This is a genomic window from Streptomyces albospinus (assembly GCF_014648695.1).
Classification (GTDB): Bacteria; Actinomycetota; Actinomycetes; order Streptomycetales; family Streptomycetaceae; genus Streptomyces; species Streptomyces albospinus.
This window is the reverse complement of record NZ_BMRP01000004.1, coordinates 160,306-178,087: the sequence shown is the minus strand read 5'-3', so window position 1 is coordinate 178,087 and position 17,782 is coordinate 160,306. Positions and strand designations below refer to the sequence as shown.

Sequence of the window (17,782 nt, the reverse complement as noted above, 5' to 3'; positions counted from 1 at the left end):
CCGCGGCCGTCCCGCCCGCGCCCCTGGCCCCGCCCCTGCGGCGGCGCGCTCCGCTACTTCCCGGTGAGCCGCCGGCGGATGCCGTCGAAGTGGCGGTGCATCGCGGCCACCGCGCGGTGGCCGTCGCCCGCCTCCAGCGCGTCGACGATCTCCTGGTGCCGGCGGTAGGTCACCTGGGGGTCCTGCCGGTCGTCGGCCAGGTCCTCGCGGACCCGGCGCAGCGCCGCCCAGAACGCGTCCAGCACCTCGCTCAGCAGGTGGTTGCCCAGCGAGCGGTACAGGGCCAGGTGGAAGGCGCGGTCGGTGGCGCTCTGCACCTGCCCGCCGCGCGCCTCCTCGGCCATCCGCTGCACCAGCCCCTTGAGGACGGTGAGGTCCGCGGCGGGCAGATCGCGCGCGACGGTGCCGATCAGCCCCGCTTCCAGGGCCTCCCGGACCTCCATCAGCTCGTACAGGCTCGGCTCCCCCTGGAGGTGGCGGACCGCGGCACGGAAGGCGACGCCCTCGACGAACGGCTCCAGGGTGAGCGCCCCGACGTAGGTGCCGAAGCCGTGCCGGATCTCCACGATCCGCATCGCCTGGAGAGCCTTGAGTGCCTCGCGGACCGAGTTGCGGCTGACGTCGAGCATGGCGACCAGTTCCGTCTCGGTGGGCAGCGGGTCGCCCGGGGTCAGCCTGCGCCGCAGGATCAGCTGCTTGATCCGCGCCTGGACGTCCTCGGCCATCGTCCCTCGCGCCATCCCTATCGCCCTCTTCCTCTGCCGCACCCTCACCTGCCGTGCGCCGCCGGTCCGTTCGGCCCTTTCGGCCCACGCCGGGTCCGGGAATCCTTGACCGTGCGCCCGCGCGCATGCCTATTGTGACCGCGACATCGGACCTCCTATGTCCTTTGTCCCAGCTCAGAGCCGCCTTTGGAGGCCCCATGGCACTCCCCGCCCCGCTGCACGGCGTCATCCCCCCGGTCTGCACCCCGCTCGACGCGTGCGGCGAGGTCGACACCGGCTCCCTCGCCCGCCTGGTCGACCACCTCCTCGACGGGGGCGTCCACGGCCTGTTCGCGCTCGGTTCCACCAGCGAGGCGGCCTATCTGACCGATCGTCAACGTGCGGTCGCCCTGGAGACCGTCGTCACGGCCGCACGCGGCCGGGTCCCGGTGCTCGCCGGAGTCATCGACACCACCACCGCCCGCGTGCTCGACCACGCCAAGGCCGCCGCCCGGCTGGGCGCCGACGCGCTCGTCGCCACGGCCCCCTTCTACACCCGCACCCACCCCCGCGAGATCGCCGCCCACTTCCGCCACCTCCGCACCGCCACCGGCCTGCCCCTCGTCGCGTACGACATCCCCGCCGCCGTCCACAACAAGCTGACCCCGGCCCTGGTCCGCGAACTGGCCGCGGACGGCACGCTCGCCGGGCTGAAGGACAGCAGCGGCGACGACGGCTCGCTGCGCCGGCTGCTGGTCTCCCTCGGCGGCCGAACCGCCCGCCCATCCGGCCCCGCGCCCGGCTTCGCCGTCCTGACCGGCTCCGAACTCACTGCGGACGCCGCCCTGTTGGCGGGCGCGGACGGCGTCGTCCCGGGCCTGGGCAACGTCGACCCGGCGGGCTATGTCCGCCTCTACGACGCCGCGCGGGCCGGCGACTGGCCCCGGGCCGCCGCCGAACAGGAGCGCCTGGTCGCCCTGTTCGCGATGACCGACGCCGGCCCGGAGAGCGAGATGGGCCGCAGCTCCTCGGCCCTCGGCGCCTTCAAGGCGGCGCTCCAGCTCCTCGGCGTGATCGAAGGGCGCGCCACGGCGCTGCCGCAGGTCCCGCTGAGCGAGGAGGCGGTGGCGGAGGTAGGACGTCGGCTGAAGGACGCGAGCCTCGCCGCCGGGCGACCGGCCCCGTGACCGGGCGCCGCGCCGCCGCACCCGCCCCCGGCGCTCCCCTCCCGTATCCCCGCCCGGCCTCCATACGGGTGACGCCGCCCCGAGCGGCCCCCCGGAGGCCCGGCGCTGCGGCAGTATGCCGCGCCATGGATGCCGTACGAGTCGCCCTGCTGCGCGAGGTCCTCGCCGGAACCGAGTGGGTGCAGGCCAGCCGCCGCTTCGCCGGTTCGCTGCGGGCCGCCGTCACCCCGCACGGCGGCGGGCTGCTGCTGGTCGGCAGCGCCACGTACGAGCCCTGGCACCTGGCCGCCCACCTGGACGACGAGGCCGCCTGGTCGGGCCTGCCGGAGCTGTCGCCGACCCTGGTGCGCCACCGGGTCCCGGGCGGGGCGCCCGCGCATCTCGCGGTCGGGCTGGGGCGGCTGGCGGCGGCCGGGCGCGGTGCGACGCTGCTGGTCGTGACGCCGGGGCAGCCGGGCGCCGGGCTGCTGGAGCGGGTGCACGACGCCCGCCGCAACGGCGCCACGGTGCTCGCCCTGGACGGCGGCGACCGCGATCTGCACACGCTGGCGCATGACGCGCTGGCCGCTCCCCCGCCCGCGCCCGAGGGCACCGCGCAGGGCCAGGACCTCGACCTCGACCTCGTCCAGCACCTGGTCAGCGCCGCCGCCGGAGAGAACGGCGGGCCCGCGCCCCGCCGTCACCGCCGCTTCCGCGACCGCCTCTCCCGCCTCGCCGACGGTCTCTCGGCCCCGCCCCCGCCCCGCTGGTAGCCGCCCGGATCCCGGTACGGACCCGGCCACCGCCCCACGGACGCCTGACGGACGCCCAACGGATGCCGCCCACGAGGGCCGGGGGTCATCCCACGAGGGCGGGTGACGTCCTACGAAGCCCGGGGATCGCCCCCGTCGCCCTCCTGCCCCTGCCCCTGTCCCTGTCCCTTCCCCATGTCGTGCCACTTGGGGTCGGTCTCCCACTCCAGGTTCCGCTCGCGTGCGGTCTCCATGGCGTGGGACGCCTCCTCGCGGGTGCCGTAGGGACCGAACCGGTCGGCCGCCCGGCACTCGGGGCCCTCCTCCACGGTCTGGTGCCGGAGGCAGTAGTACCACTCGCCCGGCTTGCCCACCGTCCGCCGCTTGAACAGCGCCATTGCCGCCTCCTGCCACGTGGCTCCTGTGCCACCATCCTGCCCGACGGCCCGCGGATACACTCGCTGGCATGTCTGGCCAGTCGCTTCTTGTCCCGGGGAAGATCTCCCCCACCCGCCCCGTCCCCGCCGCGATCCCGCGCCCCGAGTACGTCGGAAAGGACGCACCCACCCCGTACACGGGCCCCGAGGTGCAGGACTCCGAAACGATCGAGCGGATGCGGATCGCCGGCCGGATCGCCGCGCAGGCGATGGAGGAGGCCGCCAAGCTGATCGCGCCGGGCGTGACGACCGATGAACTGGACCGGGTCGCCCACGAGTTCATGTGCGACCACGGCGCCTACCCGTCCACGCTCGGCTACCGCGGCTTCCCCAAGTCCCTGTGCTCCTCGCTCAACGAGGTCATCTGCCACGGCATCCCGGACTCGACCGTCCTCCAGGACGGCGACATCGTGAACCTCGACGTGACCGCGTACATCCACGGTGTGCACGGCGACAACAACGCCACCTACCTGTGCGGCGACGTGGACGAGGAGTCCCGGCTGCTGGTGGAGCGCACCCGTGAAGCGCTCAACCGCGCGATCAAGGCCGTCAGGCCGGGCCGCCAGATCAACATCATCGGCCGGGTCATCGAGTCGTACGCCAAGCGCTTCGGCTACGGCGTGGTCCGCGACTTCACCGGGCACGGCATCAACTCGTCCTTCCACTCCGGCCTGATCGTTCCGCACTACGACAGCCCGCACCACACCACCGACATCAAGCCCGGGATGACCTTCACCATCGAGCCGATGCTGACGCTGGGCACGTACGAGTACGACATGTGGGAGGACGGCTGGACCGTGGTCACCAAGGACCGCAAGCGGACCGCGCAGTTCGAGCACACGCTGGTGGTGACCGAGACCGGGGCGGAGATCCTCACGCTGGCCTGATGCCGCCCCGATGCGGACAGGAGTAGGGTTTTTACCGACAGCTTGTCGGGAACAGGTTGACCGGGGCGGTCCCCCGTAGTTGGGTAACGCCGAGTTATCAGGCTGCGGCGCCCCGGGCTCCCGGGGCGCGGCGTCCCCGTGGCGCCGGCCTGTTCCCGTCCGCTCCCCCGGTCCCCGGAGGTCCGCCTTGGAAGCGTCCAGCCCGACCCCGTCCGCGCCGTTCACACCGTTCTCGACGGTGATCCGCACGGCGTCCCACGCACAGCACACCGAGGCCGAGAACTCCTCGTTCATGGGCGACCTCCTCGGCGGCAAGCTCGGCGTCGACGCCTACCGGCGCTACACGGAGCAGCTCTGGTTCGTCTACCGCACGCTGGAGGACGCCTCCGGAGCCCTCGCCGGCGACCCGGTCGCGGGCCCCTTCATCCGCCCGGAGCTCGCCCGCACCGCCGAGCTGGAGCGCGACCTCGCCCATCTCGGCGGCCCCTCCTGGCGGGCCGGCCTGGTGCCGCTGCCGGCCACCGCCGCCTACGCCGACCGGATCGCGGTCTGCGCCCGCGACTGGCCGGCCGGCTACGTCGCCCACCACTACACCCGCTATCTCGGCGACCTCTCCGGCGGCCAGATCATCCGCGGCACCGCCGAGAAGACCTGGGGCTTCGCGCGCAAGGGCGACGGCGTCCGCTTCTACGTCTTCGAGGAGATAGCCAACCCCGCCGCCTTCAAGCGCGAATACCGCGAACTGCTGGACGCGCTGCCGGTGGACGACCTGGAGAAGCAGCGGGTGGTCGACGAGTGCAAGCGCGCGTTCGCGCTGAACAGCGCGGTGTTCCGGGAGCTGGGCGAGCAGTTCCCGATGAGCGCGTAGCGGCCCGCGGACGGGGCGCGGCGGGTCGGCCGTCCCCCCGCGCGGCCTTCCGCCCCGCGGCCCTAGGCGGTCTCGGCGCGCACCCGTCCACCGACCTCGATCGTGCCGTCCGGATACGTCCGGGTACGGATCTGCGAGCCGGCGCCCTGGCGGATGTCCAGCGGGCGTCCGAGCTGATGCGTCAGGAGCAGGGCGGCGGCGCCGGTGGCCTCGTCCTCGACGATGCGGTCGCCGCGCCGCGGGAAGGCACGTGCACGGACCACGCCCGCGGACTCGTCCTGCCAGGCCCAGGCGTAGAGCCAGCCCTCCCCCGGTGGCGGGGCGGGCAGCGCGTCGACCGCCGCGACGGAGGGGTACTGCTCGGTGGTGCGGTGGGTGACCCACTCGGCGCGCCCGCGCACCCAGGTGGTGTCCCCGTCGTGGCGGACCGCGACCTCGCCGGCCGGCGGGCGCAGCACGGCCGGCGGCCGGCCGAGGCTCCGCAGCAGCCAGGCCAGCCCGACGAGGGGGTGGCCGGCGAAGGGGAGCCGGACACTGGGGGTGTGGATGTCGGCGGTGCCGAGGGCGGCGTCGTCGAGGAACACGGTCTCGCTGAAGCCGAGTTCGGCGGCGAGGGCGGCCCGTGCGGCCCGGCCGGGGAGAGCGGCACCGTCGCGCACGACGCCCAGCAGGTTGCCGCCGGCGCCCTCCGGTCCGCAGAACACCCGCAGCACATCCACGTCCACGTCCAACGACGCCACCGCTGCCACTGCCGCGGCTGCGTCGTTGACGGCATCCAGGTCATTCGCGTCGGTCATCCCCGCATTCAACAGCACGCCGGGGCACGGGAATCCGGGCGGGGGCGCCCGGGTGCGGCGGCGGTGCGGCGGGGGGCCGCGCCGAACTCCGGGGCGACCACCCGGACCAGCCCCCGCCGCAGCCCCGCGCAGAGCACACGGATGCGGACGCCGGCGCGGGTACGGGCGTGGGCGCGGAGCCGGAGGTGGCGGTGACGGCGCATGGGACCCCTTCCCGAGGAAACGCAAGAGAAGTTACTTAGGTAAGCCTAACCTAACTAGATCTCCGCGTGCCAAGGGCCCGGCGTCGGCGGCCCCCGGGCCGAGCGCCCGTCAGATCACGTTGTGGGCTCCGTATCCGATCCCCACGGACTTGTTCTCCCGCACCCCGGGTAGGGTTGCGCCGAATCGTGCCACCCCGGCGGCCACCCAGTCCGCCCCGGTCGCCCCGAAGGAGCCCGAGCCCCATGACACGCAGGTCGCCGTTCCGGGTGCCCGCAACACTGACGTCGGCAGCGGCGGCGCTGGTGATACTGAGCGGGTGCATGACGGTGCACGGCGAGCGGGAGATCCTGCCGGCGGTGTCGAAGGCGGACGCCGCGCAGGCGCTCAAGCACTTCACCGACGGCTTCAACAAGGCCAACCGCACGCTCGATCCGCAGCTGAACACCTCGTTCGAGGCGGGTGCGCTGCTCGCCATCGACCAGGCCGGGATAAAGGCGGCGCACGGCGTCAAGCCGAACGGCAACCCGGGGTTCGCCCCGCTCCGCTTCACGGACGCCCACTTCACCGTGCCCAAGCAGACGGGCTGGCCGAAGTTCTTCATCGGGGACGCGCTCAGCAACCGCAGGAACCGCAGCGGCGAGAGCACCCGCTGGTTCCTGGTGTTCAGCCGGGACGCCATCGGCGCGAAGTGGCGGGCGGTCTACCTCGCGACGTTCGACAGCAACACGGCCCCGGAGCTGAAGATCACGGACGGCTACGCGGAGGCGGTGCCCACCGACGGCTCGTCGGGGCTGACGGTCGATCCGGGCAAGCTGGGCCAGTCGTACGCCGACTACCTCAACACCGGCAAGGGCGGCGACTTCGCGCCGGGGCCGAACACCGACCAGTGGCGGGCCCAGCGCGCCCGGGACGCCAACCAGCCCGGCGCCCGTATCCAGTGGGAGGACCAGGCGTCGGACTACCCGCCGGTGGCGCTGCGGACCACGGACGGCGGTGCGCTGGTGTTCTTCTCGACCGTCTACCACCAGCAGAAGACGGTCTCCCCGGGCCTGATGATCACCGTGCCGCCGAGCCTGCGCGGCATCGTGGAGGGCCCGGACAAGAAGACCACGCGGATGGCCTTCACCACGGTCTCGGGCCAGGCGGTCACGGTCCCGGCGAAGAGCGCCGGCGGCAAGGTCACGGTGCTCAACCGGATCGAGGCGAAGACCTCGGCGAAGGCGCTGTAGCCGCAGCGGTCGCGGCGGAGATGCCGCCAGGGGCTGTCGGCGGGAGCCGGCGGCCCCTTCGCCGTCGGGCGCGGGCCCGTACGGGAGCAGGTCCGTACGGGAGCAGGTCCGTACCGGAGCAGGTCCGTACCGGAGCGGTCAGCGGCCGATCGGCCAGGCCGCGGTCTCGTGGTCGGGCTCGCGGTCGATGAACTCGGCGCAGGCGTCGGTGAGCGTTTCCAGCAGCGTCAGCGGGTCGGGCAGCGGGAGTTCGGGGCCGCGCAGCCAGGTCACGGCGGGCTGCTCGCCGGTGAGGGTCGAGGGCGGCAGGAGGACATAGCTGCCGCGGCAGTGCCAGCGCAGGCCCGGATGCTCGTCGAGGGTCTCGGGGTGGCAGTCCAGTTCGCACGGCCACCACTCGTCCTCGTCGTCGGGGGTGCCGCGGGTGGCGGTGAAGAACAGCATCCGGCCGTCCCCGAAGCCGGCGCCGCTGAGGCTGACCGGTCCGACGTCGACGCCCGCCGCGTCCAGCCGGCCGAGGGCGCTGCGGCCCGCTTCGACGGGGACGTCGAGGACGTCGTGGGCGATGCCGGTGGCGGTGACGAAGTTGGCCTCGGGGAGGGTGCGGACCCAGGCGGCGACCTTGTCGCGGTCGGTGGTGGCGACGGTCTGCCAGCCGAAGGAGATGGGGTGCCGTCCCGGGGTGGGACAGCCGATGCGCTCGCAGGAACAGCCGTAGCCGGAGGGGTGGGCGGCGGGGGCGACCGGGAAGCCCGCGTCGGCCGCCGCCAGCAGCAGGTCCGCACGGCCGCGCGCAGCCGCTGATCCCGTGTCCGTATCGCCGCCGTCCGTTCCGCTCTTCGGCCGGCGCAGCCACTGGGAGAACCTGCTCTTGCGTTCCATCTATCCCCTCACTTCGAGCGGTGGTCTGGGATCAATGCTGCCACCATCCGGGGCGCCAGGTGACCGGTGTGCGGATCCGGAGTGAACGCGGGACGGGCGAACAGGGGCAATTCACGCCATCACCGACCGACCGCCCGGTGCGGTCAGTCGCGCGGGCGCAGACCACGCAATACCTGGTCGACCAGGGTGTCGACGTAGTCGTGGGTCAGCTCGCCGGTGCGCATCAGCCACCGTTGTGAGAAGGGACTCAGCAGCATCTCCGCGGCGATCCGGACATCGATATCGGGGGCCACCTCGCCGGCCTCCTGGGCGGCGCGCAGCCGCTCGACGTAGACGCGGATGCCGGGCTCCATGAGACGGCCGACGAAGGTGCGGGAGAGCTCCTCGTCGTTGGCGCCGGCCGCCGCGAGGGCGCGGTACGGGGCCTGCCAGGCCGCGTCGTTGAACTCGTCGGCGGTGGCGCGGAGGACGAACTTCAGGTCGGCGGCCAGGTCGCCGGTGTCCGGGAGCCCCTGCCGGTCGTATTCCTCGACGCCCGCACTGAAGGCGTCCAGGAGGACGGCGGCCTTGGAGGGCCACCAGCGGTAGATCGTCTGCTTCCCGACGCCGGCGCGGGCGGCGATGCCCTCGATCGTGAGCTTGTCGTAGCCGACCTCGCCGACAAGGGCGAGGGCGGCGTCGAAGATCGCGCGGCGGGAGCGTTCGCTGCGGCGGGAGGCGTCGGGAGCTGCTTTGTTGGCCATGGGCGGAGTGTAGGCGAGGGAGAGGCGAGACGTATCGTCTTGACAAGACGGATCGTCTCGCTTGAAGATGGAGCGCAAGCGAGACGAACCGTCTCGCAGACGGTCCGGAGAAGGGAACTCGCCTCATGAGCAAGGGAAATGCAGGCGGCATGCTCGGTGTCGGCGGCACGCGCAGCAAGCTCTCGCGCGGCGCGCTGCGCGGCGGCACGGGCGGCGGGCGGAACGGCCAGGGAGGCCACGAGAGCCAGGCACACCGCCGCGAGCTGCTACGGAAAATGCAGGAGCGGACACAGAAAGGCTGAAGTTGCCCCCCGGCGCCGCGCCCCCCGGCGGAGGGTCAGGCCGGGGGCCAGTCGTCGCCCCAGGCGGCGTCGCGGGCCGCGCGGTAGGCCGTGCCCTGGCGCTTGGTGACCGTGCTCCGCCGGAGGCCGTCGTCCGCGGTGCACAGGTCCAACAGGACCTGGCCCTTGCGGAGTTGGGGCTTGCGGACGATCCGGGCGGCGGCCGGCGCGGCGTCGCTGCGGGTGGCGGCGACATAGCTGAACTTCTCGTCCTCGTACGCGAGGGAGCCGCCCTTGACCTGGCGGTGGAGGGAGGAGCGGCTGACCCGGACGGAGAAGTGGCACCAGTCTCCCCCAGCTACCGCTGGGGGTGCCCCCACCCTCGGGACGATCGGGCAGGCGGCGCTGTGCGGGCACGGCGCGACGATGCGCAGACCGGCGGCGACCAGCTGCTCGCGCGCCTCGCGGATGCGGAGGTAGCCCTCCGGGGTGCCCGGTTCGACCAGCACGACGGACCCGGCGGTGGCCGCGGCGGCGACCACCGCGCGGCGGGCCTCGGGGCGCAGCTCGCCGAGGACGTAGGAGACGGTCACCAGGTCGGTGCCGTCCGGGACGGTGAGGCCGTCGCCGATGATCTGCCGCTGCCACGTGGTGTCCGGCAGCATTCCGGCGGCCAGTTCGCGGCCGAGGTCGAGGGCGGGCTGGGCCCAGTCCAGGACCGTGCTGCGGACGCCGTCCCAGGTGGCCGCGGTGGCCCAGGTGGCGGCGCCGGTACCGCCGCCGATGTCGACATGGGCGGCCGGGGACCAGCCGGGGACCCGGGCGGCGAAGGCGGCCAGCGCGGCCCGTGCGGCCTCGAAGGTCGCGGGCATGCGGTAGGCGGCGTACGCGGCGACGTCGCTGCGGTCCCGGAGCACCGGGGCGTCGGTGGGGGTACGGCCACGGTAGTTGGCGATCAGCCGGTCCACGGCCTGCGCGGCCTGCTTGGGCGGCAGGCCGTCGAGCAGGCCGGCCAGGGCGGCGCGCAGTTCGTCGTGCATTCCGCAGATTTTACGGGGCCGGCGGCGTGCTCGGTCCGGCCGCTCAGCCGGCGTGCGCCACCGCGCGGGCCAGCCGGGTCGCGGCCAGCGCGCGGGGGGCGCTGCCGCCGTCGCGGCGGCGCGGGTGCACGGTGTTGGCCAGCAGGACGAGGAAGGTGTCGGTGGCCCGGTCCAGGACCAGGCTGGTGCCGGTGAAGCCGGTGTGCCCGGCGGCGCCCCGGCCGGCCAGTTCGCCCATGAAGTGCGGCTGGTCGACGCCGAAGCCGAGACCGGGCGGGTCGAGCAGCGCGGCGACCGCGTCCGGGCCGAGGATCCGGGCGGTGCCGTACGCGCCGCCGTTGAGCAGCGCGCGGCACAGGACGGCCAGGTCCTGGGCGGTGGAGAAGAGCCCCGCGTGCCCGGCGACCCCGCCCAGCGCCCAGGCGTTCTCGTCGTGCACCTCGCCGCGCACCATGCCGCGGTTCGCCTTGGCCCAGGGCCGCCGCTGGTCCTCGGTCGCGGCCACGCCCTGCGGCCCCAGCGGGCCGTACGAGGTGCTGGCCATGCCCAGCGGACCGGTGATGCCCGCGCGGATCAGGGCGTCCAGGCGGTGGCCTGTGAGCCGTTCCAGGATCAGCTGGAGGGCGATGAGGTTGAGGTCGGAGTAGCCGTATCCGGGGTGCGGGCCGCCGGACGGGGCGGCGGCCTCGGCCCACAGCAGCGCCAGTTGGGCGGTGCGCTCCCGGTGGTCGTGGAAGGGGAGCTCGGGGGCGAGCCCCGAGGTGTGCCCGAGCAGCCGGCGGACGGTGATGCCGGGGGCGAAGGCCGGGAGGTGGGCGGCGGCCGGCTCGTCGAGGGCCAGCCGGCCGCGCTCGACCTGCTGGACCACGGCGATGGCGGTGAAGAGCTTGCTGAGCGAGGCGAGGTCGAAGACGGTGCCGACCCGCATCGGCTCCCACAGGTCGCGCGGCAGCTCGACGCCGCGGTCCCGCTCGGGGTCGTAGCTGCCGTAGCGCACCGCCCAGCCGGCCGCCGCCTCGGCGGCGACCACCGGTCCGCGGCCGGCCAGCACCACGGCTCCGGCGCACCACGGCGGACGGCCGTCGGGCAGTGCCCGCACGCCGCTGACCAGCCGTTCCATCCAGGCGGGGTCCAGTCCCGCCTGGGCCGGTGTGCCGTGTCGGAGCCTGAGTGCGTTCAGAGCCGGGTCCTCTCGCCGCCGAGGTGCGCGGGGCCGTCCCCCCTACGCTGCCACGGTCGGCACATTCCCAGGAAGCTCACGAGCGCGAGAACGGCGCACGACAGCTGTACGACGGCCATCGGTACGGCCGTCCGCTCGCCCGCGATGCCCACCAGGGGGGAGGCCACCGAGCCGAGCAGGAACGTGGAGGTGCCCAGCAGCGCGGAGGCGGAGCCGGCCGCGTGCGGGGTGCGCAGCAGCGCCAGGGTGTTGGTGCTCGGCATGACCAGGCCCATCGCGGACATCAGCACGAACAGCCCGGCGGCCATCGGCACCAGGCCGACCCGGCCGAAGACCCCAGAGGACATCAGCAGCAGGCCGGCCCCGGCGAGCGCGACCAGCGCCAGGCCGGTGCCCAGCACCTTGTCCAGGGAGACCCGGCCGACCAGCAGCTTGCCGTTGATCTGGCCGGCCGCCACCAGCCCGACGGAGTTGACGCCGAAGAGCAGGCTGAAGGTCTGCGGGGAGGCGCCGTAGATCTCCTGGACGACGAACGGCGAGGCGGAGATGTACGCGAAGAGCGCCGCGAAGGCGAAGGCGCCGACGAGGAGGTAGCCGGAGAAGACCCGGTCGGCGAGCAGCTCGCGCATGGTGCGCAGGGCCTGTCCCAGGCCGCCCGGGTGCCGGCGCCCGGGCGGCAGGGTCTCGTGCAGCCGGCGCCAGACGAGGAGGGTGAGCGCCAGCCCGACGGCGGTCAGCACGACGAAGACCCCGCGCCAGTCGGTGATCCGCAGGATCTGGCCGCCGATGAGCGGGGCGACGACCGGCGCCACCCCGGAGATCAGCATGAGGGTGGCGAAGAAGCGGGCCATCGCCACACCGTCGTAGAGATCGCGCACCACCGCCCGGGCGATGACGATGCCGGCGGCGCCCGCCAGCCCCTGCAACAGGCGGAAGGCGATGAGGAGTTCGGCGTCGGTGGCGACCGCGCACAGGGCGGTGGCCAGGACGTAGACCACCATGCCGGCGAGCAGCGGGCGGCGGCGTCCCCACTTGTCGCTCATCGGGCCGACGATCATCTGGCCCAGGGCCATGCCCGCCAGGCAGGTGGTGAGGGTGAGCTGGACGGTGGCGGCCGGGCTGTCCAGGGCCGCGGTGACCTGCGGCAGCGCCGGCAGATACATGTCCATGGAGAGCGGCGGAACGGCCGTGAGACCGCCGAGGACGAGGGTGACGAGGAGGCTGGTGCGGCGGGACCCAGGCGGTGCGGCCGGTGCGGTGCGCGCGGCCGGTGCGTCCGGTGCCGGGCCCCGCCCGGCTATGGCCGGCTGGTCGGTGGGTTCGCCGCTCGGTTCGTCCGTGCTCGCGGCGGTTCCGGCGCCGGGCTCCGTCATGAGTGTCTCCATGGGTCGGTGATGGCCGCCCCATCGTGGCACGCGGCAGGCGGCGCCCGGTGCGGAGGAATGCAGTCCTTTCGACCCACGTCCGGCCCGCGCCGGGGCACACTCCGGCATGCGCCGGGGCCTGCGACCGGGTGCGCCGGGGCACACCCCGCGGCGTACGGACGGCCGGCGACCGGACCAACGGCGGCCGGGTCGCGGCCCTGTGGGGCGTCGCCGGGTTCGCTCCCCGTACGCCGTTACGCTGCCGCCATGGCACAGAACACAGAGCGGTCACCGGCCGCACAGGCGCCCCCGATGGCACGGGCCGGGCAGGTGGGCGGGACGGCGACCGCGGCCCGGCCGACGCTCCCGTCGCCGTCCTCGCGGGCCGGGACACCGCTGACGGCACCGGCGCCCCAGGAGGCGCGGGAGGGCGCGGCGGCGGCCCGCAAGGTGGCCGTGGTCACCGGCGCCGGCTCCGGCATCGGGCGGGCGGTCGCCCTGGCACTGATCGCCGCCAACTGGACCGTGGTGCTGGCCGGCCGGCGCGCGGCGGCCCTGGAGGAGACCGCCCGCCAGGTCGGGTACGCGGGCATCGGCGGCCCCGCGGTCCTGCCGGTGCCCACCGACATCACCCGGCCCGACGAGGTCGAGACCCTCTTCGCGACCGTACGGGACCGCTTCGGCCGGCTGGACCTGCTCTTCAACAACGCGGGCACCTTCGGCCCGCCCGCCCCGCTGGACGAACTCTCCTACGAGGACTGGCGGTCGGTCGTCGACGTCAACCTCAACGGCGCGTTCCTCTGCGCCCAGGCCGCGTTCCGCGCGATGAAGGCGCAGGAACCGCAGGGCGGCCGGATCATCAACAACGGCTCGGTCTCCGCGCACACGCCCCGGCCGCACTCCATCGCGTACACCGCCACCAAGCACGCGATGACCGGGCTGACCAAGTCGCTGTCCCTGGACGGCCGTCCGTACCGGATCGCCTGCGGCCAGATCGACATCGGCAACGCGGCCACCGAGATGACCGGCCGGATGCAGACCGGCATCCTCCAGGCGAACGGCCGCACGGAGGTCGAGCCGGTGATGGACGCGGCCGATGTGGCCCGGACGGTCGTGCACATGGCGGCACTGCCGCTGGAGGCCAATGTGCAGTTCGCGACGGTGATGGCGACGAACATGCCGTACATCGGGCGGGGTTGACGCACTCCGGGCCGCCCGGGAATAGCCGGGCGGCGGCGGGAGGTTCCCCGGCCATGACACACGACGCCCCCGCCGGGGACACCGCCCCCGAGATCCTCCGCTACACCGCGTTCTCCACCGACCCCCAGGGCGGCAACCCGGCCGGCGTGGTCCTGGACGCCACCGGGCTGGACGACGCCGCACAGCTCGCCGTCGCCGCCGGCCTCGGCTATTCGGAGACCGCGTTCCTGACCGCCCCGCCCGAGGGGCTGGGCGAGCCCGGACGGGCCTTCACCATCCGGTACTTCAGCCCGCTCGCCGAGGTCGCGTTCTGCGGCCATGCGACGGTCGCCACCGCGGTCGCCCTCGCCGAGCGCACCGGCCCCGGCGACTTCGTCTTCGCCACGCAGGCGGGCCCGGTCCCGGTGACCGTGGCCCGGCACGGCGACGCCCTCCAGGCCACCCTCACCAGCGTCGAACCGCACATCGACCCGGTCGCCCCGGCCGACCTCGACGAGGCCCTGGCCGCCCTGGACTGGCCCGCCGCCGACCTGGACCCGGCGCTGCCGCCCCGCATCGCCTACGCCGGGGCCCGCCATCTGGTCCTCGGCGCCGCCACCCGCGACCGGCTCGCCGCGCTCGACTACGACTTCGACCGGCTGGCGGCCCTGATGCGCCGCCTGGACCTCACCACCCTCCAACTGGTCTGGCGGGAGAGCGACACGGTCTTCCACGTCCGCGCCCCGTTCCCGGTCGGCGGTGTCGTGGAGGACCCGGCCACCGGCGCCGCGGCGGCGGCCTTCGGCGCGTACACCCGCGCCCTGGGCCTGGTCACCGCCCCGGCGACGCTGACCCTCCATCAGGGGCACGACCTCGGCCGCCCCGGCCTGCTGACCGTCGAGCTGCGGGCCGGCGACCCGCGGTCGCACGTCAGCGGGACGGCGACGGCGATCCCGGCGACGGACGCCTGAGGCACCGGGGCCCTGGGCAGGTCACCCGCCCAGGGCCCCCGCCATGCTGTCGAGGTCGGCGAGGAGCACGGCCAGCCGCCGCTGCGGGACCGCCTCGACCATCCGCCGCTCGATGGCGTAGACCGCGGACCGGGCCGCGTCGAGACGGCTGCGGCCCTCCGCGGTGAGGTGCGCCGGCAGGGCCCGGCCGTGGTCGGTGGTGGCCGGCCGGGAGATCAGCCCGGCGTCCTGGAGGCCGCGGAGGACGACGTTCATGGACTGCCGGGTGACGAACGCGCCGCGGGCCAGCTCGGCGTTGGACAGGCCGGGCCGCTCGTCGAGGAGTTCGAGGCAGGCGTACTGCGGCACCGTCAGGCCGTGTTCGCGCAGCGCCCTGTCCATGGCGCCGCGCAGCGCCGCGGCGGCGCGTTTGAGTCGGTACCCCACGTGCTCGGTGACGTCCCGGGCGGCGTGCGGCGAGTCCACGTGCTTGCGCTCTTCCATGTCAGGATTTTGACACAGGAAGCCGCCCCGCGTACCGTCAGGCATGTCAAAGTCCTGACATCACGCATCCGAGGAGGACCCGTGCCCGCGACCCTCGACGGCCCTGACTTCATCGCTCTCCAAGTACGCGACGTCCAGGCGGCAGCCGCCTTCTGCGAAGACCACCTCGGTCTGCGGCGGGCCCCGGCCTCGCCCCCCGGCGCGGTGGTGTTCGCCACCGAGCCGATCCCGTTCGCCGTCCGCGAACCGCTGCCGGGGGTGGATCTCGACGGCTCCGCGCGGCCCGGGCTCGGGGTGGCCCTGTGGTTCCGCACCGCCGACGCCCAGGAGCTGCACGACCGGCTCGCCGCCGCCGGAGTGCCCATCGTCAGCCCGCCCCGGGACAGCCCCTTCGGCCGCACCTTCACCTTCACCGGCCCCGAGGGCTACGCCCTCACCGCCCACGGAGGCTGACCGCCCCGCCCGCCCCTTCCCGCTCGCGGCGGGTGCGCACCTCCCGGACGACCGCATCCCCGCCCACCTGCCGCGAGCGGACTCCCGCACGCGCCACCGCCCGGCGCACACACCCTCAAGTCCCTCCGCCGGAAGCGTCGTTCGCCCGGCCCGCCGCACCAAAACCCCGCGAGGCGGACCATCGCGGGACACACCGCCCAAGACACCCGCCGCGCATCCCGTGCGGCCAAAGCCGGCCAGGATCCCCGCCCGGTCGTCGATCCCTCACGCCAATTCCACAACCCGCCCCCTGCCGCCCCACCGCGGCCGGTGGCAGCCTTGCACCTCCGATCCGCCGCTACCCGATCGGAGTTACGCGTGACACGACCCCGCCAAGGCATACCGGCCGTTGCCGCCGGTGCGCTGCTGGCCCTGCTGCTCCCCACCGGCCAGGCCGGTGCGGTCACCCCGCAGCACACCCCGCGCGCCGCCACCGCAGCCTCCCCGCTCCGCACACCGGACGCCTTCTGGACCGCGGACCGGATGCGTGCCGCCACCCCGCTCGACCTCGCCATCTCGGCGCCGGAGGAGGGCAGTTCCGCCGCGGTCCCCCGCAGCGGCCCGCTGACGGTGCTCCCCACCCTCCCGCAACTCCAGCTCCCGAAGGTGCCCTCGCTCCCACCGCTCCCCTCACTCCTCCCCGGGGTCGAGACCGGCGGCCCCTGGAACGGCCGCGGCGCGGTCACCAGGACCACCGGGCGGGTGTTCTTCACGTACCAGGGCCGCCTGGCCTCCTGCTCCGGCGACGCGGTGACCGGCGCCAACAAGAGCACCGTGCTCACCGCCGGGCACTGCGTGAAGCTGGGCGGCGCCTGGCACACCCACTGGGTCTTCGTCCCCGGCTACCACGACGGCAAGGCCCCGTACGGCAAGTGGGCCGCCGCCAGAACGCTCTCCACTCCCCAGTGGACGGCGAAGGAGGACATCGACTACGACGTCGGAGCCGCGGTCGTCGCCCCGCTGGGCGGCAGGAAGCTCACCGATGTCGTCGGCGGCCAGGGACTGTCCTTCAACTCCGGCTACCACCGGCAGATGTACGCCTTCGGCTATCCGGCCGCGGCCCCTTACGACGGCAGCAGGCTCATCTACTGCTCCGGCGCCACACTCAAGGACCCGCTGCTGTCCGAGGACCACGGACTGCCCTGCAACATGACAGGCGGCTCCAGCGGCGGCCCCTGGTTCACCTCGTTCAACGAGCGCACCGGGACCGGCCTCCAGTCCTCGGTCAACAGCTTCGGCTACCAGTTCCTGCCCAACACCATGTTCGGTCCGTACTTCGGCGCCGACGCCAAGAACCTCTACACCAAGGCCCAGAAGGCCTGACGGACGGACGGCGAGCGAGCCGCACCCCCGCGGCCCGCTCGCCGTCCGCTCACTCCTTCACCGCCACCGCGCACTCCGTGTCCGGCCGGTCACAGGCCGACGGCCCACCGCGCCCCAGCTCACCGGACGGCTGCACGACGGTCGCCCCGCCCTCCCGCGGCCCCGCCCCGAAGGTGTCGTCCCGCCACCCCAGCAGCGCCGAGGCCATCACCACGATCAGCACCATCACCGCGAACACCAGCAACGGCCGCGCCCGCCGGGCCAGTTGCCGCATCCGCCCGGACCGCCGCGGCCCCGCCCCGTACGCCCCCCGGGGCCCCGGGACCGTCCCCGTGCGCCGCACTCCCAGCGCGCGCCCCAACCGCCTCTTCCAATACACCAACCGGTAATAGAGCTTCAGCACCGCGGTGCCCCCTCGTGCGACAACTCAGGAAAGGCACGAGGGTACTGGTCCCCGGCCGGCACAGCCCCCGTGTGCGGGCAACGTGGGCTACGACGGTCGCCGACCGGGCCCTCACTCCGGGGTTACCCAGCAACGAATCCAATATGTCCACGAACCGCGCCGGATTCCCCGTTTCCTCCCCCTTCTCACCTTTCCCCGCAACTCCGCCCCGAACAACGACAGTTCCTCTCGAATCACCTCGAACAACCGCATTTCATCACGCAGCGGCCGTGCCCTGCTCACCAGCACCCCGGTCACCGGGGGCCTGGTCACCGGGGTCCGGGCCGCCGGGGTGCGGGGCGCCGGGATGCGGGGCGCCGGCCCCTTGTGACGGAACCGACATGCCACGCCGCACACG

Annotated in this window: 21 protein-coding genes; 10 read left to right on the top strand and 11 right to left on the bottom strand. The window is 74.1% G+C overall.

Features of this window, described 5'->3' with window-relative positions:
• Positions 1-53 precede the first annotated feature (53 nt).
• The gene (locus IEZ17_RS08275; RefSeq protein WP_229852055.1) at positions 54-740 is read right to left on the bottom strand and encodes a FadR/GntR family transcriptional regulator; all 687 of its coding nucleotides are present in this window, start codon (positions 738-740) and stop codon (positions 54-56) included.
• Between the two features lie 182 nt (positions 741-922).
• Here IEZ17_RS08275 and IEZ17_RS08270 point away from each other — a divergent pair, with 182 nt between their 5' ends.
• Together IEZ17_RS08270 and IEZ17_RS08265 are read left to right on the top strand one after the other, a co-directional pair.
• Positions 923-1,891: a dihydrodipicolinate synthase family protein gene (locus tag IEZ17_RS08270; RefSeq protein ID WP_189298000.1), complete on the top strand. Its 969-nt coding sequence runs from the start codon at positions 923-925 to the stop codon at positions 1,889-1,891.
• A gap of 125 nt (positions 1,892-2,016) precedes the next feature.
• On the top strand, positions 2,017-2,643 hold the full coding sequence (locus tag IEZ17_RS08265; RefSeq protein ID WP_189297998.1) for a hypothetical protein: 627 nt from the start codon (positions 2,017-2,019) through the stop codon (positions 2,641-2,643).
• A gap of 110 nt (positions 2,644-2,753) precedes the next feature.
• On the opposite strand, the gene IEZ17_RS08260 is transcribed toward IEZ17_RS08265, so the two are convergent.
• On the bottom strand, positions 2,754-3,020 hold the full coding sequence (locus tag IEZ17_RS08260) for a hypothetical protein (protein WP_189297996.1): 267 nt from the start codon (positions 3,018-3,020) through the stop codon (positions 2,754-2,756).
• A gap of 68 nt (positions 3,021-3,088) precedes the next feature.
• On the opposite strand from IEZ17_RS08260, the gene map reads away from it, so the two are divergent.
• Together map and IEZ17_RS08250 are read left to right on the top strand one after the other, a co-directional pair.
• Entirely contained in the window at positions 3,089-3,946 is an 858-nt protein-coding gene (map, locus tag IEZ17_RS08255; protein ID WP_189297994.1) for a type I methionyl aminopeptidase, read from the top strand.
• 187 nt (positions 3,947-4,133) lie between these two features.
• On the top strand, positions 4,134-4,814 hold the full coding sequence (locus tag IEZ17_RS08250) for a biliverdin-producing heme oxygenase (RefSeq protein WP_189297991.1): 681 nt from the start codon (positions 4,134-4,136) through the stop codon (positions 4,812-4,814).
• A gap of 62 nt (positions 4,815-4,876) precedes the next feature.
• Here the strand turns inward: IEZ17_RS08250 and IEZ17_RS08245 are convergent, their stop codons facing one another.
• Positions 4,877-5,611 (bottom strand): PhzF family phenazine biosynthesis protein, encoded by a 735-nt coding sequence (locus IEZ17_RS08245; protein ID WP_189297989.1) that lies wholly within the window; start codon positions 5,609-5,611, stop codon positions 4,877-4,879.
• Positions 5,612-5,619: 8 nt separating this feature from the next.
• On the bottom strand, positions 5,620-5,814 hold the full coding sequence (locus tag IEZ17_RS08240; protein ID WP_189297987.1) for a hypothetical protein: 195 nt from the start codon (positions 5,812-5,814) through the stop codon (positions 5,620-5,622).
• 243 nt (positions 5,815-6,057) lie between these two features.
• On the opposite strand from IEZ17_RS08240, the gene IEZ17_RS08235 reads away from it, so the two are divergent.
• Positions 6,058-7,044 carry an SCO2278 family lipoprotein gene (locus IEZ17_RS08235; protein ID WP_229852053.1) on the top strand — a complete coding sequence of 329 codons (987 nt, stop codon included), beginning with the start codon at positions 6,058-6,060 and terminating at the stop codon, positions 7,042-7,044.
• Positions 7,045-7,182: 138 nt separating this feature from the next.
• Here IEZ17_RS08235 and IEZ17_RS08230 read toward each other — a convergent pair whose 3' ends face one another.
• On the bottom strand, positions 7,183-7,926 hold the full coding sequence (locus IEZ17_RS08230; RefSeq protein WP_189297985.1) for a bifunctional DNA primase/polymerase: 744 nt from the start codon (positions 7,924-7,926) through the stop codon (positions 7,183-7,185).
• A 143-nt stretch (positions 7,927-8,069) separates the two neighbouring features.
• Positions 8,070-8,669 (bottom strand): TetR/AcrR family transcriptional regulator, encoded by a 600-nt coding sequence (locus IEZ17_RS08225; RefSeq protein WP_189297983.1) that lies wholly within the window; start codon positions 8,667-8,669, stop codon positions 8,070-8,072.
• Positions 8,670-8,794: 125 nt separating this feature from the next.
• Here IEZ17_RS08225 and IEZ17_RS08220 point away from each other — a divergent pair, with 125 nt between their 5' ends.
• Positions 8,795-8,971 (top strand): DUF6243 family protein, encoded by a 177-nt coding sequence (locus IEZ17_RS08220; RefSeq protein WP_189297981.1) that lies wholly within the window; start codon positions 8,795-8,797, stop codon positions 8,969-8,971.
• A 35-nt stretch (positions 8,972-9,006) separates the two neighbouring features.
• Here IEZ17_RS08220 and IEZ17_RS08215 read toward each other — a convergent pair whose 3' ends face one another.
• Genes IEZ17_RS08215 through IEZ17_RS08205 form a run of 3 tightly spaced genes read right to left on the bottom strand, consistent with a single transcriptional unit; the run spans position 9,007 to position 12,543 of the window.
• Positions 9,007-9,990 (bottom strand): small ribosomal subunit Rsm22 family protein, encoded by a 984-nt coding sequence (locus IEZ17_RS08215; RefSeq protein WP_189297979.1) that lies wholly within the window; start codon positions 9,988-9,990, stop codon positions 9,007-9,009.
• 43 nt (positions 9,991-10,033) lie between these two features.
• Positions 10,034-11,110 (bottom strand): serine hydrolase domain-containing protein, encoded by a 1,077-nt coding sequence (locus IEZ17_RS08210; protein WP_189297977.1) that lies wholly within the window; start codon positions 11,108-11,110, stop codon positions 10,034-10,036.
• Between the two features lie 56 nt (positions 11,111-11,166).
• Positions 11,167-12,543 (bottom strand): multidrug effflux MFS transporter, encoded by a 1,377-nt coding sequence (locus tag IEZ17_RS08205; RefSeq protein ID WP_189297975.1) that lies wholly within the window; start codon positions 12,541-12,543, stop codon positions 11,167-11,169.
• Positions 12,544-12,846: 303 nt separating this feature from the next.
• Here IEZ17_RS08205 and IEZ17_RS08200 point away from each other — a divergent pair, with 303 nt between their 5' ends.
• Both IEZ17_RS08200 and IEZ17_RS08195 read left to right on the top strand, forming a co-directional pair.
• A complete protein-coding gene (locus IEZ17_RS08200; protein WP_189298348.1) occupies positions 12,847-13,734 on the top strand; it encodes an SDR family oxidoreductase in 888 nt (295 codons plus the stop codon).
• Positions 13,735-13,787: 53 nt separating this feature from the next.
• Positions 13,788-14,684: a PhzF family phenazine biosynthesis protein gene (locus tag IEZ17_RS08195; protein ID WP_189297973.1), complete on the top strand. Its 897-nt coding sequence runs from the start codon at positions 13,788-13,790 to the stop codon at positions 14,682-14,684.
• A gap of 21 nt (positions 14,685-14,705) precedes the next feature.
• Here IEZ17_RS08195 and IEZ17_RS08190 read toward each other — a convergent pair whose 3' ends face one another.
• The gene (locus IEZ17_RS08190; RefSeq protein WP_189297971.1) at positions 14,706-15,167 is read right to left on the bottom strand and encodes a MarR family winged helix-turn-helix transcriptional regulator; all 462 of its coding nucleotides are present in this window, start codon (positions 15,165-15,167) and stop codon (positions 14,706-14,708) included.
• A gap of 81 nt (positions 15,168-15,248) precedes the next feature.
• Between IEZ17_RS08190 and IEZ17_RS08185 the strand changes: the two genes are divergently transcribed.
• Positions 15,249-15,620, top strand: coding sequence for a VOC family protein (locus tag IEZ17_RS08185; RefSeq protein ID WP_189297968.1), 372 nt, complete (start codon positions 15,249-15,251; stop codon positions 15,618-15,620).
• Between the two features lie 357 nt (positions 15,621-15,977).
• The gene (locus IEZ17_RS08180; protein ID WP_189297966.1) at positions 15,978-16,982 is read left to right on the top strand and encodes a trypsin-like serine peptidase; all 1,005 of its coding nucleotides are present in this window, start codon (positions 15,978-15,980) and stop codon (positions 16,980-16,982) included.
• 49 nt (positions 16,983-17,031) lie between these two features.
• On the opposite strand, the gene IEZ17_RS08175 is transcribed toward IEZ17_RS08180, so the two are convergent.
• Complete coding sequence (locus IEZ17_RS08175; protein ID WP_189297964.1) at positions 17,032-17,385, bottom strand: hypothetical protein; 354 nt, start codon at positions 17,383-17,385, stop codon at positions 17,032-17,034.
• Between the last annotated feature and the right edge of the window lie 397 nt (positions 17,386-17,782).

Excerpts from the sequence above, each read along its gene's own strand:
- IEZ17_RS08275 (WP_229852055.1), bottom strand. The coding sequence starts at position 740 with ATGGCGCGAGGGACGATGGCCGAGGACGTCCAGGCGCGGATCAAGCAG.
- IEZ17_RS08270 (WP_189298000.1), top strand. The coding sequence starts at position 923 with ATGGCACTCCCCGCCCCGCTGCACGGCGTCATCCCCCCGGTCTGCACC.
- IEZ17_RS08265 (WP_189297998.1), top strand. The coding sequence starts at position 2,017 with ATGGATGCCGTACGAGTCGCCCTGCTGCGCGAGGTCCTCGCCGGAACC.
- IEZ17_RS08260 (WP_189297996.1), bottom strand. The coding sequence starts at position 3,020 with ATGGCGCTGTTCAAGCGGCGGACGGTGGGCAAGCCGGGCGAGTGGTAC.
- map (WP_189297994.1), top strand. The coding sequence starts at position 3,089 with ATGTCTGGCCAGTCGCTTCTTGTCCCGGGGAAGATCTCCCCCACCCGC.
- IEZ17_RS08245 (WP_189297989.1), bottom strand. The coding sequence starts at position 5,611 with ATGACCGACGCGAATGACCTGGATGCCGTCAACGACGCAGCCGCGGCA.
- IEZ17_RS08240 (WP_189297987.1), bottom strand. The coding sequence starts at position 5,814 with ATGCGCCGTCACCGCCACCTCCGGCTCCGCGCCCACGCCCGTACCCGC.
- IEZ17_RS08235 (WP_229852053.1), top strand. The coding sequence starts at position 6,058 with ATGACACGCAGGTCGCCGTTCCGGGTGCCCGCAACACTGACGTCGGCA.
- IEZ17_RS08230 (WP_189297985.1), bottom strand. The coding sequence starts at position 7,926 with ATGGAACGCAAGAGCAGGTTCTCCCAGTGGCTGCGCCGGCCGAAGAGC.
- IEZ17_RS08225 (WP_189297983.1), bottom strand. The coding sequence starts at position 8,669 with ATGGCCAACAAAGCAGCTCCCGACGCCTCCCGCCGCAGCGAACGCTCC.
- IEZ17_RS08220 (WP_189297981.1), top strand. The coding sequence starts at position 8,795 with ATGAGCAAGGGAAATGCAGGCGGCATGCTCGGTGTCGGCGGCACGCGC.
- IEZ17_RS08215 (WP_189297979.1), bottom strand. The coding sequence starts at position 9,990 with ATGCACGACGAACTGCGCGCCGCCCTGGCCGGCCTGCTCGACGGCCTG.
- IEZ17_RS08210 (WP_189297977.1), bottom strand. The coding sequence starts at position 11,110 with ATGGAACGGCTGGTCAGCGGCGTGCGGGCACTGCCCGACGGCCGTCCG.
- IEZ17_RS08205 (WP_189297975.1), bottom strand. The coding sequence starts at position 12,543 with ATGACGGAGCCCGGCGCCGGAACCGCCGCGAGCACGGACGAACCGAGC.
- IEZ17_RS08200 (WP_189298348.1), top strand. The coding sequence starts at position 12,847 with ATGGCACGGGCCGGGCAGGTGGGCGGGACGGCGACCGCGGCCCGGCCG.
- IEZ17_RS08195 (WP_189297973.1), top strand. The coding sequence starts at position 13,788 with ATGACACACGACGCCCCCGCCGGGGACACCGCCCCCGAGATCCTCCGC.
- IEZ17_RS08190 (WP_189297971.1), bottom strand. The coding sequence starts at position 15,167 with ATGGAAGAGCGCAAGCACGTGGACTCGCCGCACGCCGCCCGGGACGTC.